This window comes from Pseudomonas sp. Kh14, from assembly GCF_900291005.1.
GTDB lineage: Bacteria > Pseudomonadota > Gammaproteobacteria > Pseudomonadales > Pseudomonadaceae > Aquipseudomonas > Aquipseudomonas alloputida.
Genome location: NZ_OLKJ01000004.1, coordinates 42741 through 57579, shown reverse-complemented (window position 1 = coordinate 57579; position 14839 = coordinate 42741). Strand labels below are relative to the sequence as shown.

The following is a 14839-nucleotide window of genomic DNA, read 5'->3' as shown; positions in this document are numbered from 1 at the left end:
AGTGTATACACTTGCGTATCCAGTTAATCCAGTGATCTGAAGCAATCAGATGCACCGTGGAGGAGCGGGTTTACCCGCGAATGCGGTGTTGAAGCCACTGACGCATTCGCGGGTGAACCCGCTCCTACGGGGGGGCGGTGTAAGGCCTTATTGCTCAGCGATGGTCCGCACGATGGCATCCACCGTGGCGTCGATCTGCGCTTGAGTTCGCGCAAGGGTCTGCTGATGCTCCTTCTGCAGTTCGACCTGTTTGGAGCACAGGTTAAGGGCAGCCAGCACCAGCAGTTTGTCACCGATCAAGGTCGGGTACTGACGCTTGGTCTCGTTAAGGGCTTTGTTGAGCATCCGTACCGCCTGGGCCAGGGTTTCTTCCTGGCCTTCGGGCGCCTTGATCGAATAGTCGATGCCGAGGATCGACACGACATTGATCGGCTGCTCCTGCAGTCTCATGCGCCAACAACGCCCGCGCTGGCGCGCTCGACCAGGGCCTGGATGCGTGCTGCGGTAGCGCCGTTCTTCTCTTCCTGCTCCATCAGCGACAGCTGCAGGGTTTCGTTCTCTTCCTTGGCCTGGGCCAGTTCCTGGCCAAGGGCGGTGTTCTGCTCGATGAGTTGAGCGTTTTTCTGCATCAGGTCGCTGACCAGTTGCTCGATTTGATTCAGGGAAGCTTCCAGCATGGGTCTATCTCAGGTTGTTGCGAGGGGCACACACGATAAAGAAAAGTGCGCCCTATCGCCATTAAATATCGGATTCATAAGGTGTCGAACCCGCAGATTGACAGGGTAATCGACCCCTTGTTCCGACCTGGATCAACCGCCGGTCAGGAAAAGGTCAGCGGATGCACCATTTTCCCCGGTCGCATTCAAGACTGGCCAGTCACGACCGATAGCCCGGCAAGTCATGTTTTGTCGCTCTTATCCCACTTGCCTGGATCCTCCTCTCCATGTCCCTACGCAACATGAATATCGCCCCGCGCGCGCTTCTCGGCTTCGCGCTCATCGGCCTGCTGATGCTCGGCCTTGGTATCTTCTCCCTGGTGCAGATGGGCAACATCCGCCAGGCGGGCGTTGCCATCGAGCAAGTCAGCGTGCCCAGCATCAAGATCCTCGACGAACTCACCGCGCTGAACCTGCGCATGCGCACGCTTTCCTACCGCCTGCTGCTAAACCGCGAGCCGGCAACCCAACGCGATACCCTCGATCTGCTGGACCAGCGCAACAGCCAGATCGACCGTGCACGCCAGGCCTATCTGCCAATGATCGTCGCCGCCGACGAACAGGCAGCATTCGACCAGTACGGTCAGTTGCTCAACCAGTACCGCCAGTTGGAATCGCGCATGCGCACACTGAGCCAGGCCGACCGCCTGGATGAATTGCGTGACCTGCTCAACCGCGACCTGCTGGCCAACTCCGAGCAGATCAACAAGGTCATGGACACCTTGGTACGCATCAACACTGACCAGACTCGCGCCACCAACGAAAAAGCCGCCAACCAGTATGCCGGCGCTTTCGCTCTGGTGATCGGCCTGCTGGTTGCCGCCACCGTACTGACCTTCGCCTGTGCTTTCCTGCTGACCCGCAGTATCGTCAAGCCGATCGAAGAAGCACTCAAATGCGCCGAGCAAGTCGCCGACGGCGACCTGACCCACGTCATCCGCGCAGAGGGCACCGACGAAGCCGCCCGGCTGTTGCGCGCCATGGCGCGCATGCAGGACAAGCTGCGCGACACCTTGCAGCAGATCGCCGGCTCCGCCACCCAGCTGGCCTCAGCGGCAGAAGAGTTGAATGCCGTCACCGACGAAAGTGCCCGTGGCCTGCAGCAGCAGAACAATGAGATTGAACAGGCCGCCACTGCAGTCACCGAAATGACCAGTGCGGTGGAAGAAGTGGCGCGCAATGCCGTGAGCACTTCAGAAGCCTCCAGTGAAGCCAGCCGCTCCACCGGTGATGGTCGTGACCTGGTGATGGAAACCGTGGGTGCGATCGAGCGCATGAGTGGTGATGTGCAGGCCACCGCCAAGCTGATTACCCACCTGGCAGAACAGTCGCGCGACATTGGCAAGGTGCTCGACGTGATCCGTGGCCTGGCCGACCAGACCAACCTGCTGGCGCTCAACGCAGCCATCGAAGCCGCGCGGGCCGGTGAAGCGGGCCGTGGTTTTGCCGTGGTCGCCGATGAAGTGCGGGCATTGGCCCATCGTACACAACAGTCGACCAGCGAAATCGAGCGCATGATCGGCAGCATCCAGGGCGGTACGGAAGAGGCGGTAGAATCGATGCGCACCAGCACCGAGCGTGCGGAGTCGACACTGAACATCGCCCGTGGCGCGGGCATGGCACTGGACACCATCGCCGGTGCGGTGGCGCAGATCAACGAGCGCAACCTGGTGATTGCCAGTGCGGCCGAAGAGCAGGCCCAGGTAGCGCGGGAAGTGGACCGCAACCTGGTGAACATCAATGACCTGTCGGTGCAGAGTGCTACCGGGGCGCATCAGACCAGCGCGGCGAGTGCCGAGCTGTCGCGCCTGGCGGTAGACCTCAATGGCCTGGTAGCCCGGTTCCGCACCTAGAAGCATTCGCGGGCACGCCCGCTCCCACAAGGTTCACCGCAGTCCTGAAGATAGCGATGACCCTGTGGGAGCGGGCGTGCCCGCGAAGAATCCAGACTGGCCACTGGATCAGTAATCGATCCGCACATCCCCTTTCGGCACGCTGCAGCACGACAGGATGTAGCCCTCGGCTTCGTCCTCTTCGGTAATCCCGCCGTTGTGCTCCATCTCCACCTCGCCGCCCAGCTTGAGCACCTTGCAGGTGCCGCAGATACCCATGCCGCAGGCTTTCGGGATCATCAGGCCAACCTTGGCTGCCGCCGCATGCACGGTCTCGCCCGGGGCGATGCGGATGCTTTTCTCGCTGCCGATGAACTCCACCAGATTGAGGTCGGAAACGTCCAGCTCAGGTGCATCGGCCGCCTGCTCGGCGTGCTCCACGGCATCGGCCTTGGCTTCCGCCGGCGTCGCGCCGAACGACTCCTCGTGGTAATTCGCCATGTCGAAGCCGACCGCTTCGAGCAGGCGCTTGACCGCTGTCATGTACGGCGTCGGGCCGCAGCAGAACACCACGCGCTCCATGTAGTCCGGCGCGATCAGTTCCATCAGCCGCTGGTTCAGGTAACCGCGGTAACCTGCCCACGGCTCGCCCAGGCCATGCTTTTCGCAAATGATGTGCAGGCTGAAGTTGGGGATGCGCGAAGCCATCTGCTCCAGCTCGCGGTGATAGATGATGTCCTTCGGCGAACGGGCGCTGTGCACGAACACCATGTCGACATTGGCGTTGGTGTCGTAGAACCAGCGCGCCATCGACATCACCGGGGTAATGCCCACGCCACCCGACAGGTACAGCACCTTGCCCGACGGGAAGTCGATGGCGTTGAAAAGGCCCACAGGGCCGTGCACCGGCAGCTCGAGGCCTTCGTGCATGGTGTCGTGCAGGAAGTTGGAGACCAAGCCGCCCGGCACGCGCTTGACGGTGATAGAGAAGCTGTAGGGCACTGACGGCGAACTGGAGATGGTGTAGGACCGCATCACGGGCTTGCCTTCGATCTCCAGCTCCAGGGTGACGAACTGCCCTGGCTTGAAGAAGAACATGATCGGCTGGTCGGCCATGAAGCAGAAGGTGCGCACGTCCCAGGTCTCCTGGATGACCTTGACGCAGCGCACGATGTGGCGGCCGTTGGCCCAGGTCTGGGTAGTGACCGGATTGAGGAAGGTATCGGACATGTTCATCTCCAGCGGCCGACTATGGCCCTTTTCATGGCTGCGATAATGCGCAAGCTGAAGGCGACGCACATTCCTGCCTGCGACATCGACGTGCTTATCGCGACCAGCCCCGTGGCACAAGGGCTGGCGCGTCGTTATTCAAATCGGCCATGTCGCCCATGGATACGGTTCGCGGCGTCTTCGGACGCACACTCCACGGCAAAAGAACTAGCTGTTTTATCTGAAGCAGCCTTGCGGCACCACAACAACGATTAGCCACCTTTTGCCGGCCGCATACGGCCCCGAGGAATACACGATGGACGTCACCGCAACCCTGAGCCTGGGCGATCCACTTGAACCTGCACGCAAGGCTACCGCCGAGATGCTGCAGACCCGCGAGCGCACCTACTCGCTGCCCCAGCCTTTCTACACCGACGAGCGTCTGTTCCAGATCGACATGCAGGAGATCTTCCATAAAGAATGGTTGATCGCCGGCATGACCTGCGAGATCCCGGCCAAGGGCAACTACATCACCCTGCAGATCGGCAAGAACCCGATCATTGTGGTGCGCGGTGCCGAAGGCAAGGTGCATGCCTTCCACAACGTCTGCCGCCACCGCGGCTCGCGCCTGTGCGTCAGCGAGAAAGGCAAGGTGGCCAAACTGGTGTGCCCATATCACCAGTGGACTTACGAGCTGGACGGCCGCCTGCTGTTCGCCGGCACCGAGATGGGTGCTGACTTCGATATGAACCAGTACGGCCTCAAGCCCGTGAACGTGAAGGTTGCCGGCGGCTACATCTTCATCAGCCTGGCGGAAAACCCGCCTGCCATCGACGAGTTCCTGGCCACGCTGGACCATTACATGGAACCGTACGACATGGAGAACACCAAGGTGGCGGTGCAAACCACCTTGATGGAAAAGGCCAACTGGAAACTGGTGCTGGAAAACAACCGCGAGTGCTACCACTGCAACGGTTCGCACCCGGAACTGCTGCAAACCCTGCTGGAGTGGGACGACACCAACGACCCGCGCGCCAGCCAGGAATTCAAGGACCACGTGGCCGCCTCCGCCGCTGCCTGGGAAGCCGAGAAGATCCCGTACCTGCACAAGAGCCACGGCCTGCGTAACCGCATCGTGCGCATGCCGCTGCTCAAGGGCACCGTGTCGATGACCATGGACGGCAAGCAGGCCTGCCAGAAGCTGATGGGTCGCATCAAGAACCCGGACCTTGGCTCGATGCGCATCCTGCACCTGCCGCACTCGTGGAACCACTGCATGGGCGACCACATGATCGTGTTCACCGTGTGGCCGATCAGCGCCCAGGAGACCATGGTCACCACCAAGTGGCTGGTGCACAAGGATGCCGTCGAAGGTGTGGACTACAACCCCGAGAACATGCGCAAGGTGTGGGACGCCACCAACGACCAGGACCGCCGTCTGGCGGAAGAGAATCAGCGTGGGATCAACTCCACGGCGTACCAGCCTGGCCCGTATTCGAAGACTTACGAGTTTGGTGTGGTGAACTTCATTGACTGGTACAGCGGGCGGCTACTGAACAACCTGGGAGCAGAGCCTGCGCCGTATCTGAAGGAAGTGCAGGCGCAGTAACCCGTACCACCCACTGGCACGGCAAATTGCCGTGCCAGTGGGTTTATGGTCGCCTTATGTCCCGATTCGGAGACTGAGGCGGCGCACTGGGTTCAGTACCCCAGCGACGCCACGCATCCGCAGCTGCTCGACCTGCCGAAGCGATCCTGGCCCCTAGTGCCATGCTTCTGCCCCACACGTACGAAGCCCCTTCGAAAACCATCCGCACACCGGTGACTTCATAGACCGTCTCCCAGGCTACCCTTACCCCCGACACTCCGGGCTGTCCTACCCCCCTCCATACAGCCTGTGCCGCCTCGGCGTTGGAGAACAAGCCACCGCTGATGTTCCCAATTGCGTTGCCCAGCCCCAGGCGACGGCCGTGACTGGTCAGTACATTACCAATCCACCCTTGTTCGACTCCGCTCATTGCGGTGCCTGCAACCCCCATTACTCCTGTGTAGAAAAGGCTAGTATTACCAATCCGGGATCTTAGGCTCGGCGCGGTATATTCCGCACCGGAATGCTGGCTTTGCAGGTCGGCGACCACGTTTCTGGCCGTTCGTGCGACAGCCCCGCCCAGCGTCACCGAACTTGAAAACATGCTTATGCCACTGATCGCCGGGCTAATCACGTCGACCCGGTTGCGGGCGGAGGTGACCGGGTAAGCGCCACTGGGGTCGACCCGGTTGATCGGGTCGCCATTACAATAGGCATAGGCATTCAGCCCACCATCTGAGAAAGGGCTGAGTGAGTCGGCAGAGTGAAAGCGCATCAGCACAGGGTTGTAGGTTCGCCGGCCGTTGCCCAGGTGATAGCAACCCGTCAGGCGATCGACCATCTGCCCGGCGAAGGCAATATTCCTTGCACCAGCATAGGCCCCGTATGCTGAATACGACCTTGGAATCCCGCCCATATGGGTAGGGATAACGGGTTGCAGCATGCCATGCATGATGAACGCTCAGCCGATAGTGATCGCTCATTCTACTCGCCTGAAACAGGACTGCTAACTGATAGAAATGATAGGTTCTTGGTACTTATTCACAGGTTTTGACTTGGGTGATCCTGAGTTTTTACCTGCACTCACCAAGAACGTATGCCAGAGCAGTGTTAGAGCCCGATTGGCTGTTTTCTGATCAAAGCATTCGAAGACAGGAACGGCGGGGCCTACAGCCGCTCTCAAACAGATTATCCACAGAGCGGCTAACAGAGATTGTGGGAAAGCCCCGACAAGAACCAGCATTGACCGCCTCAGGCGAAGCCGACGGAAGCTGATCATTTTATGATCTAAACCGTGTAAGCGCCGTTATATAAGGCTCCTAGCCATGCACCAACAATTTATCCACACCTTGGCGAACAGATTCCGTGGGCAAAACGGAGCGTACCTGACAGTTCGTCCAGTTTGCTGGAATCCAGGCATGTGACGGGGGAAATGAATAACTTATGCACAGGGAACTGGGCTATGGATTGTGTCGCAGGGGCCGCAGCGCGGCCCCAGGATCTGGATTCTGCCTCAGGATTGTCAGGGGGCTGCCAAGCGGCCCATCGCGTCACACAGGCCGCCCCCACGGGACTCAGCGCAATACGCCCTCTTCCACCAGCAACTTGAGGATCGCCTCAGCGCCTTCCTGCGGCGAAACGTCCTTCAGCACCTTGCCACCACCGCCACTGGCCTTGGCCGTCGCGGCCTTCATGCGGTCGGCGCCACTCTTGGCCTTGATCACCTTCAAGCGCTTGGGCCTTGGACGGGCCGGTTGCAGCTCGGCTTCAGCCAACAGCTCATCTTCGACAATGGCCACGTTACGCGCCGCCAATACCCCCCGACGCGCAGGCCCAAAAGCACTCTGGCGCGGCTTGGGCGCAGCGTTATCCACAGTCGCCAGCAATGGCAGACGCACCTTCAAGCGACGCCGCTGACCACGCGGCAGAGCCTGCAACACCTGCGCGGTGCCGTTGTCGATCGACTCCACCTCAGCCAACCCGACAATCAGCGGCCAGCCGAGCTTTTCGGCCAGCAGGAACGGCAACATGCCCGACCCCTCGCCAGTCTCGGCCTGGCTGCCAGTCAGCACCAGTTGGGCCCCGGCGTCGCGCAGATAATCGCCCAGCACGCCCAGCACATCGGCCCCGGCCGGTTGCTCCAGCACATCGAGGTGGTCCAGGCCCATGCCCAGGTAAGCGCGCAAGGCCTCTTCCTGTGGATCGCCCGCATGCACCACCTGCAAGTTATCCCCAGCCAGCTGCAAACCCAGCTCCACGGCACGGGCATCCTGCTCGGCGCGGCGGGCGCGGCCAGAGCTGGGGTGGGCACCAATGGAAACCAGGCTGATCACTTTCGTACTCATGCTCGTGCCCTTATGCCGCGTCGCGCTGGCCGCCGCTGCGGTAGTTGTCCACAGCCTCGATCAGCGCCTTGAGAATCGCCGAGCTGTCGCCAATCACCGACAGGTCAGCCCGTTTGATCATGTCGCAGCCCGGGTCCATGTTGATCGCCACCACCTTGTCGCAGGCACCGATACCCTGCAGGTGCTGGATCGCGCCCGAGATACCCACAGCCACGTATACACGCGCGGTAACCCAGGTGCCGGTTGCCCCCACCTGGCGGTTGCGCGGCATAAAGCCATCGTCCACTGCCACCCGCGAGGCACCTTCGGTAGCGCCGAGGGCTGCGGTGGCCTTGTGGTACAGGTCCCAGTCCTTGACTCCGTTGCCGCCCGAGACGATGAACTCCGCTTCGGCCATGGCAATGGTGGCCGGGTCGACGGCCACCGAGCCAAGGTCTTCGATGCGCGGCAGGCTGCGTACCACGCTTGTGGACAACTCCACCGGCAGCGCTTCGTGACGGGTTTCGCTGACCGGCTCGGCGCACTCGGCCGCCGCCAGGATCAGGCGCGGCACGGCGCGTTGCAGGTCTTGCTGGCCGGCACCGGCGCGGCCGATGCACTGGCCGTCCTTGACCTGCCATACCCGCGTTGCCGGGCGCTCGCCCAGCGCGGCGCCCAGGCGCCGACCCAGTTCACCGCCACCGGTGCGGCTGTCGGGCAGCAGCCAGTGGCGCGGCGCGAACTGGTTATCCACAGCCCGCAGGCCTTGCACCAGTTGCTCCGGTGCATAACCTTCAAAGGCCTCGCCTTCGATAACCAGGAGGCGGTCGACACCGGCTGTGGAAAAGTTGCTTTCCTTGTGCTCGTTGAACACCACGGCCAGCACCGCCCCGTCGCTGCCGGCCAGGCTGTGGGCCAGGCCAAGCAGGTCGCGGTCGTGGCTGCTCAGGCGGCCGCCAACCATGTCCGGCACGACGGCAATGTAGAACGCCGGCGCCGCCACCTGGTGCAGGGGCAACTTGACCTCGGCTGCTGCCGTGCGCCGCCCGCCCGCGCCGGTGCCCTGCTGGGCGCCGCTGCGGTCGATGCGCTTGATGCCGGCCGGGCCGACAAAGCCCGCGGCAATTGCATGTGGGTTCTTGCGGATGATGCCGTTAGGCCCCATCCAGCTGGTCTGCTGCGTCTGCATCGCGGCATGCAGCGGGTGCAGACGGTTACGGGCGATCCACTCGGCGCGTGGGTCGCGGCGGATAATGTCGCTCATCAGTGCACCTCCGCAGGTTCACGTTTAGCCGTTTGCGGCTTTGGGACAGTGGATGCGTCCTCTTCGATCAGCACGTCGGCCACCAGTTCAGCCAGGTCCTTGATCTGCGGGCGCGGTTCCACCACGCCTTCAAGCATGGCAGTGCACTGCGGGCAACCCACGGCTACCAGCTCGGCCTCGGTCTCACGGATGTCGTCCATGCGCATATCGGGAATACGCTGCTTGCCAGGGATGTCAGTGATCGGCGCACCGCCACCACCACCGCAGCAACGGGAACGGAAGCCCGAGCGCTGCATCTCGCGCACCTCGATACCCAGCGCCTTGAGCACTTCGCGCGGGGCCTCGTACTCGCCGTTGTAGCGGCCCAGGTAGCACGGATCGTGGTAGGTGACGCTGCCGCCCTTGTGCTGACCAAGGTTGAGCTTCTTGGCCGCGATCAGTTCGGCGATGTAGGTGCTGTGGTGCTGCACCTGGTAGTCACCGCCCAGGGCGCCGTATTCGTTCTTCAGCACATGGAAGCTGTGCGGATCGCAGGTGACGATGCGCTGGAACTTGTACTTGGCCAGGGTCTGGATGTTGCGCTTGGCCAGTTGCTGGAAGGTCGCCTCATCGCCCAGGCGGCGCGCCACGTCGCCGCTGTCGCGCTCTTCCAGGCCGAGTACGGCGAAGTCCACACCCGAGGCTTTCAACACTTTGACAAACGAACGCAAAGTACGCTGGTTACGCATGTCGAAGGCACCATCACCGACCCAGAACAACACTTCGGTCGCTTTCACTTCAGACAGCAGCCGCAGGTTAAGGTCGGCAGCCCAGTTCATGCGCCCGCCGGGGGCGAAGCCGCCAGGGTTGTCGGTGGCGATCAGGTTGTCCAGCACCTCGGCGCCCTTGTTCGGGGTGGCGCCCTTTTCCAGGGTGAGGTGGCGGCGCATGTCGACGATGGCATCGACGTGCTCGATCATCATCGGGCACTCCTCGACGCAGGCACGGCAGGTGGTGCAGGACCACAGCGTCTCGGCGTCGACCAGGCCATTGACGATCGGCTGGTGTGGATTGCCGCCGTGTTCGCCGATCGGTTTGCCAGGGTATGGGCTACCGGCGAATTGCGCGTCAGTGCCACCGGCAAGGCCGATGACCATGTCCTGGATGAGTTTTTTCGGGTTCAGCGGCTGGCCAGCGGCAAAGGCCGGGCACATGGCTTCACATTTACCGCACTGCACGCAGGCATCGAAGCCCAGCAGCTGGTTCCAGGTGAAGTCCACCGGCTTTTCCACGCCAAGGGGAGCGTTCGGGTCTTCCAGGTCCAGCGGCTTGAGGCCGGTGGAGCGGCCGCCGCCGAAGCGATCGGCACGGCGGTGCCAGGCCAGGTGCAAGGCACCGGCGAAGGCGTGCTTCATCGGGCCGCCCCAGGTCATGCCAAAGAACAGCTCCGACACACCCCACAGCACGCCCAGGCCCAGAACGGCGACCATCACCCAGCCACCGGTGTTGGCCGGCAGGATACCGGCGACCGGCAGGGTGGCAATGAAGAAGCTCACGGCGAACGCCAGCAAACTCTTCGGCAGGCGCATCCACGGGCCCTTGGACAGGCGAGAAGGCGGGTTGAGGCGGCGTTTGAAGACAAAGATCGCACCGGTGAACATGATCACCGTAGCCACCAGCAGTGCGTAGCCGAGGATCTTGCTCTGCAGGCCAAAACCATGCACCAGAATGGCCAGGACAGCAGACAGCACAAAGCCGCCCGCAGTGGCCACGTGGGTCTTGGACATGTATTTGTCGCGCTCAACCACGTGGTGCAGGTCCACCAGGTAGCGGCGCGGCATGGCCAGCAGGCCGCCGATCAGGTTGACCTTGGACGGCCGGCCACGGCGCCACATGCGCACCCGGCGCAAGGCACCGAGCACTGCCAGGCCAAGGGCAGCGAACAGCAGGATGGGTAGAAGGGTGTTCAACATGGGAGACTCCCACAAACAGCTGGATTCTTGCGCCGACCAGAGGGCGAGACTGGCCCCATGTAGGAGCGGGCTCACCCGCGAATGCGTCCGGTCAGGCAACAGTGTTGTCAGTGCTGACGCATTCGCGGGTAAACCCGCTCCTACAGGGATCGCGCCCGATGGCGGCGACTGTTAACGATCAGAAGTCCTTGCACAGGCGCAAGGCGTCGTAGATCGCCGCATGCACGTTGCGCTGGGCCACGCAGTCGCCGATGCGGTACAGCAGGTAGCCTTCGCCCGGCTGGCTCAGGATCGGCTGTGGCTTGATGGCGAACAGCGCCTCCACGTCGATCTGGCCCTTGTTGCGCGAACCTTCCTTGAGCGCGTAGTACAGCTCTTCGTCAGGGCGCACACCGTTCTCAACCACGACTTGATCGACCACGCGCTCTTCCTTGGCGCCGGTGTATTCGTTCTCCAGTACCGCAACCAGCTTGTCGCCTTCGCGGTAGACCTTTTCCAGCATCATGTCGCCGGTCATGATCACTTCTTTGGGGTACATGCTGCGGTAGTAGGTGGGGAAGGTAGTACCACCCATGGCCACGCCTGGCTTGATATCGTCGGTGACGATCTCGACCTGGCTGCCTTTGTCAGCGATGAAGTCAGCTACCGACATACCGGTGAATTCGCAGATGGTGTCGTACACCAACACGTTCTTGCCCGGCGCTACCTTGCCATCGAGCACATCCCAGCTGCTGACCACCAGCCCTTCAGCGGCGCCCCAGTGCTCATTCTGCTCCAGGAACGAGTGCCCACCTACCGCCAGCACGATGACGTCCGGGCGCAGGTCCTGGATGGCAGCCACATCAGCGGCGGTGCCAAGGCGCAAGTCGACTTTCAGGCGAGCCAGTTCAAGCTGGTACCAGCGGGTGATACCGGCAATCTGGTCACGCTGCGGTGCCTTGGCGGCGATGGTGATCTGCCCGCCAATCTGGTCCCTCTTCTCGAACAGAGTTACGTCGTGGCCGCGTTCAGCAGCCACGCGGGCCGCTTCCATGCCGGCAGGGCCTGCGCCAACCACCACCACCTTGCGCTTGACGCCGGTGGTTTTTTCGATGATGTGCGGCACCCCCATGTATTCACGGGAGGTCGCGGCGTTCTGGATGCACAGCACATCCAGGCCCTGGTACTGGCGGTCGATGCAGTAGTTGGCACCGACGCACTGCTTGATCTGGTCGATCTGGCCCATCTTGATCTTGGCGATCAGGTGCGGGTCGGCCATATGCGCACGGGTCATGCCGACCATGTCCACGTAGCCGCCTTCAAGAATGCGCGTGGCCTGGTTCGGGTCTTTGATGTTCTGCGCGTGCAGCACCGGGACCTTGACCACTTCCTTGATACCGGCCGCCAGGTGCAGGAACGGCTCCGGCGGGTAGCTCATGTTGGGGATGACGTTGGCCAGGGTGTTGTGGGTATCGCAACCCGAGCCGACCACGCCGATGAAGTCGAGCATGCCGGTGGCGTCGTAGTAGGCAGCGATCTGCTTCATGTCCTCGTGGCTGAGGCCATCAGGGTGGAACTCGTCACCACAGATACGCATGCCCACGCAGAAGTCGTCACCCACTTCGGCGCGTACGGCTTTCAATACTTCCAGGCCGAATTTCATGCGGCCTTCAAAGGTGCCGCCCCATTCGTCGGTACGCTTGTTGACCCGTGGGCTCCAGAACTGGTCGATCATGTGCTGGTGCACTGCCGACAATTCCACGCCGTCCAGGCCGCCCTCTTTGGCGCGACGCGCAGCCTGCGCGTAGTTGCCGATTACCCGCCAAATCTCTTCCACCTCGATGGTTTTGCAGGTGGCGCGGTGCACAGGTTCGCGAATGCCCGATGGCGACATCAGCGTCGGCCAGTTGAAGCCGTCCCAGCGCGAGCGACGGCCCATGTGGGTAATCTGGATCATGATCTTGGCGCCATGCTTGTGCATGGCGTCGGCAAGGTTCTGGAAGTGCGGGATGATGCGGTCGGTCGACAGGTTGACCGATGCCCACCATTCCTGCGGGCTGTCGATGGCCACCACCGACGAGCCGCCACAGATGGCCAGGCCGATGCCGCCCTTGGCCTTCTCTTCGTAGTACTTCACATAGCGGTCGGTCGTCATGCCGCCGTCAGTGGCGTAGACCTCGGCATGCGCGGTGCTGAGCACACGGTTGCGGATGGTCAGTTTGCCGATCTGGATCGGCTGGAACATTGCTTCGAATGCCATGACGCTATCTCCGGCTTACAACGGCTTTGTAACGAACAGGCCATCTTCGTGGCCTTCTTCCGACCCGCCATAGACCTGCTCGGCCACGGTGCGGATCTTGCTGCCGCGGGCAGCGAGAATCTGGTCCATCGCGCCAGCGAACCAGCCGGTGAACATGTAGTCGACCTTGCGGCCACACTTGCCATAGACGTACACGAACGCAGAGTGCTTGAGCTTGACGCTGCAGGTACCTTTATCCAGGTCGATATCCTGGATCTCGAACAGGCCCCAGCCACGCTGGCTCAGGCGCTTCATGTAGTGCTCGAACACCGCCACGCCTTCCAGGCCATGGCACTCGGCCTCTTTTTCACACCAGTGCCAGGCAGACTTGTAGCCAGCCTTGTAGAGGATCTCGGCATAGGCGTCGGCGCCCAGCACTTCCTCGATGCCCATATGGTTATTGACGAAGAAATGCCGAGGCACATACAGCATCGGCAAGGCGTCGCTGGTCCAGACACCGGTCTCGCTGTCGACTTCGATTGGCAATTGCGGGGCGATTTTGGCCATGGAAACTCAACTCCATTAAATTTTTTGTGGGTGCCCCGGCGTTGCTGGCAGGGGCTATCAGGCTTGGAGAGCGGCTTACTCGCCCCAGACATCCTTGAGGACGTTTACCCAGTTCTCGCCCATGATCTTGCGCACCACGCGCTCGGAATGGCCGCGTTTGAGCAAGGTCTCGGTGAGGTTGGGGAATTCGCCGACAGTGCGAATGCCCAGTGGGTTGATGATCTTGCCGAAGTTGGTCAGGCGGCGGGCGTAGCCCTTGTCATGGGTCAGGTATTCGAAGAAGTCCTGGCCGTGACCCTGGGTGAAGTCGGTACCGATACCGATGGCGTCTTCACCGACGATATTCATGGTGTACTCGATGGCCTCGGCGTAGTCATCGATGGTCGAGTCAATGCCTTTGGCCAGGAACGGCGCGAACATGGTGACGCCAACGAAACCGCCGTGATCGGCGATAAACTTCAGCTCTTCGTCCGACTTGTTGCGCGGGTGCTCCTTCAGGCCCGAAGGCAGGCAGTGCGAGTAGCACACCGGCTTTTTCGATTCGAGGATGACTTCTTCGGAAGTCTTGGAGCCGACGTGGGACAGGTCGCACATGATGCCGACACGGTTCATCTCGGCAACGATCTCGCGACCGAAGCCGGACAGCCCGCCGTCACGCTCGTAGCAGCCGGTGCCCACCAGGTTCTGGGTGTTGTAGCACATCTGCACGATGCCCACGCCCAGCTGCTTGAACACGTCCACATAAGCGATCTGGTCCTCGAACGCATGGGCGTTCTGGAAGCCGAAGAGGATGCCGGTCTTGCCCAGCTCCTTGGCCTTGCGGATGTCGGCGGTGGTGCGCACCGGCATCACCAGGTCGCTGTTGTCGCGGATCAGCTTCTGGCTGGACGCGATGTTATCGACGGTAGCCTTGAACCCTTCCCAGACCGACACCGTGCAGTTGGCCGCCGTGAGGCCGCCTTTGCGCATGTCTTCGAACAGCTCGCGGTTCCATTTGGCGATGATCAGGCCATCGATGACGATGCTGTCGGCGTGTAGTTCGGCTGGGCTCATCAGGCTGTCCCCTTTTATAGAGTTGGGTCGCGCCAAACCTTCTGCCGGCGCTTTGAGGCCAGCATATGCCTGTGCCCCGAGGCGCCCCGGTGCAAAAACGACAGGGGGTTTGCCGA

Annotated in this window: 12 protein-coding genes; 2 read left to right on the top strand and 10 right to left on the bottom strand. The window is 61.8% G+C overall.

The window, feature by feature from the left end; all coding sequences use genetic code 11:
* Positions 1-147 precede the first annotated feature (147 nt).
* Positions 148-450, bottom strand: coding sequence for a cell division protein ZapA (locus tag FQ668_RS00835; protein ID WP_003255684.1), 303 nt, complete (start codon positions 448-450; stop codon positions 148-150).
* On the bottom strand, positions 447-677 hold the full coding sequence (locus FQ668_RS00830) for a hypothetical protein (RefSeq protein ID WP_003255686.1): 231 nt from the start codon (positions 675-677) through the stop codon (positions 447-449). Before FQ668_RS00830 ends, FQ668_RS00835 begins: the two co-directional genes overlap by 4 nt.
* Before the next feature lie 266 nt (positions 678-943).
* Between FQ668_RS00830 and FQ668_RS00825 the strand changes: the two genes are divergently transcribed.
* Positions 944-2569 carry a methyl-accepting chemotaxis protein gene (locus tag FQ668_RS00825; RefSeq protein ID WP_003255688.1) on the top strand — a complete coding sequence of 542 codons (1626 nt, stop codon included), beginning with the start codon at positions 944-946 and terminating at the stop codon, positions 2567-2569.
* Positions 2570-2677: 108 nt separating this feature from the next.
* On the opposite strand, the gene gbcB is transcribed toward FQ668_RS00825, so the two are convergent.
* Positions 2678-3778 (bottom strand): glycine-betaine demethylase subunit GbcB, encoded by a 1101-nt coding sequence (gene gbcB, locus FQ668_RS00820; RefSeq protein ID WP_014589387.1) that lies wholly within the window; start codon positions 3776-3778, stop codon positions 2678-2680.
* A 295-nt stretch (positions 3779-4073) separates the two neighbouring features.
* On the opposite strand from gbcB, the gene gbcA reads away from it, so the two are divergent.
* Positions 4074-5366, top strand: coding sequence for a glycine-betaine demethylase subunit GbcA (gene gbcA / locus FQ668_RS00810; RefSeq protein ID WP_014589386.1), 1293 nt, complete (start codon positions 4074-4076; stop codon positions 5364-5366).
* A gap of 43 nt (positions 5367-5409) precedes the next feature.
* Here gbcA and FQ668_RS00805 read toward each other — a convergent pair whose 3' ends face one another.
* From FQ668_RS00805 to FQ668_RS00775, 7 genes are all read right to left on the bottom strand, one after another.
* Positions 5410-6261 (bottom strand): RHS repeat-associated core domain-containing protein, encoded by an 852-nt coding sequence (locus FQ668_RS00805; protein ID WP_256590442.1) that lies wholly within the window; start codon positions 6259-6261, stop codon positions 5410-5412.
* A 658-nt stretch (positions 6262-6919) separates the two neighbouring features.
* Positions 6920-7690 (bottom strand): electron transfer flavoprotein subunit beta, encoded by a 771-nt coding sequence (locus FQ668_RS00800; protein WP_003255694.1) that lies wholly within the window; start codon positions 7688-7690, stop codon positions 6920-6922.
* A 10-nt stretch (positions 7691-7700) separates the two neighbouring features.
* Positions 7701-8933 carry an electron transfer flavoprotein subunit alpha/FixB family protein gene (locus FQ668_RS00795; RefSeq protein ID WP_014589384.1) on the bottom strand — a complete coding sequence of 411 codons (1233 nt, stop codon included), beginning with the start codon at positions 8931-8933 and terminating at the stop codon, positions 7701-7703.
* On the bottom strand, positions 8933-10885 hold the full coding sequence (gene dgcB / locus FQ668_RS00790; protein ID WP_004575952.1) for a dimethylglycine demethylation protein DgcB: 1953 nt from the start codon (positions 10883-10885) through the stop codon (positions 8933-8935). Before dgcB ends, FQ668_RS00795 begins: the two co-directional genes overlap by 1 nt.
* Before the next feature lie 178 nt (positions 10886-11063).
* On the bottom strand, positions 11064-13124 hold the full coding sequence (gene dgcA, locus FQ668_RS00785) for a dimethylglycine demethylation protein DgcA (protein ID WP_003255697.1): 2061 nt from the start codon (positions 13122-13124) through the stop codon (positions 11064-11066).
* Between the two features lie 15 nt (positions 13125-13139).
* Complete coding sequence (locus tag FQ668_RS00780; protein WP_003255698.1) at positions 13140-13670, bottom strand: DUF5943 domain-containing protein; 531 nt, start codon at positions 13668-13670, stop codon at positions 13140-13142.
* A 75-nt stretch (positions 13671-13745) separates the two neighbouring features.
* A complete protein-coding gene (locus FQ668_RS00775; protein ID WP_003255700.1) occupies positions 13746-14723 on the bottom strand; it encodes a dipeptidase in 978 nt (325 codons plus the stop codon).
* Positions 14724-14839 lie beyond the last annotated feature (116 nt).

Coding starts and splice junctions, on each gene's coding strand:
- FQ668_RS00825 (WP_003255688.1), top strand. CDS start 944: ATGTCCCTACGCAACATGAATATCGCCCCGCGCGCGCTTCTCGGCTTC.
- gbcB (WP_014589387.1), bottom strand. CDS start 3,778: ATGTCCGATACCTTCCTCAATCCGGTCACTACCCAGACCTGGGCCAAC.
- FQ668_RS00780 (WP_003255698.1), bottom strand. CDS start 13,670: ATGGCCAAAATCGCCCCGCAATTGCCAATCGAAGTCGACAGCGAGACC.
- FQ668_RS00805 (WP_256590442.1), bottom strand. CDS start 6,261: ATGGGCGGGATTCCAAGGTCGTATTCAGCATACGGGGCCTATGCTGGT.
- FQ668_RS00830 (WP_003255686.1), bottom strand. CDS start 677: ATGCTGGAAGCTTCCCTGAATCAAATCGAGCAACTGGTCAGCGACCTG.
- dgcB (WP_004575952.1), bottom strand. CDS start 10,885: ATGTTGAACACCCTTCTACCCATCCTGCTGTTCGCTGCCCTTGGCCTG.
- gbcA (WP_014589386.1), top strand. CDS start 4,074: ATGGACGTCACCGCAACCCTGAGCCTGGGCGATCCACTTGAACCTGCA.
- FQ668_RS00800 (WP_003255694.1), bottom strand. CDS start 7,690: ATGAGTACGAAAGTGATCAGCCTGGTTTCCATTGGTGCCCACCCCAGC.
- dgcA (WP_003255697.1), bottom strand. CDS start 13,124: ATGGCATTCGAAGCAATGTTCCAGCCGATCCAGATCGGCAAACTGACC.
- FQ668_RS00795 (WP_014589384.1), bottom strand. CDS start 8,933: ATGAGCGACATTATCCGCCGCGACCCACGCGCCGAGTGGATCGCCCGT.
- FQ668_RS00835 (WP_003255684.1), bottom strand. CDS start 450: ATGAGACTGCAGGAGCAGCCGATCAATGTCGTGTCGATCCTCGGCATC.
- FQ668_RS00775 (WP_003255700.1), bottom strand. CDS start 14,723: ATGAGCCCAGCCGAACTACACGCCGACAGCATCGTCATCGATGGCCTG.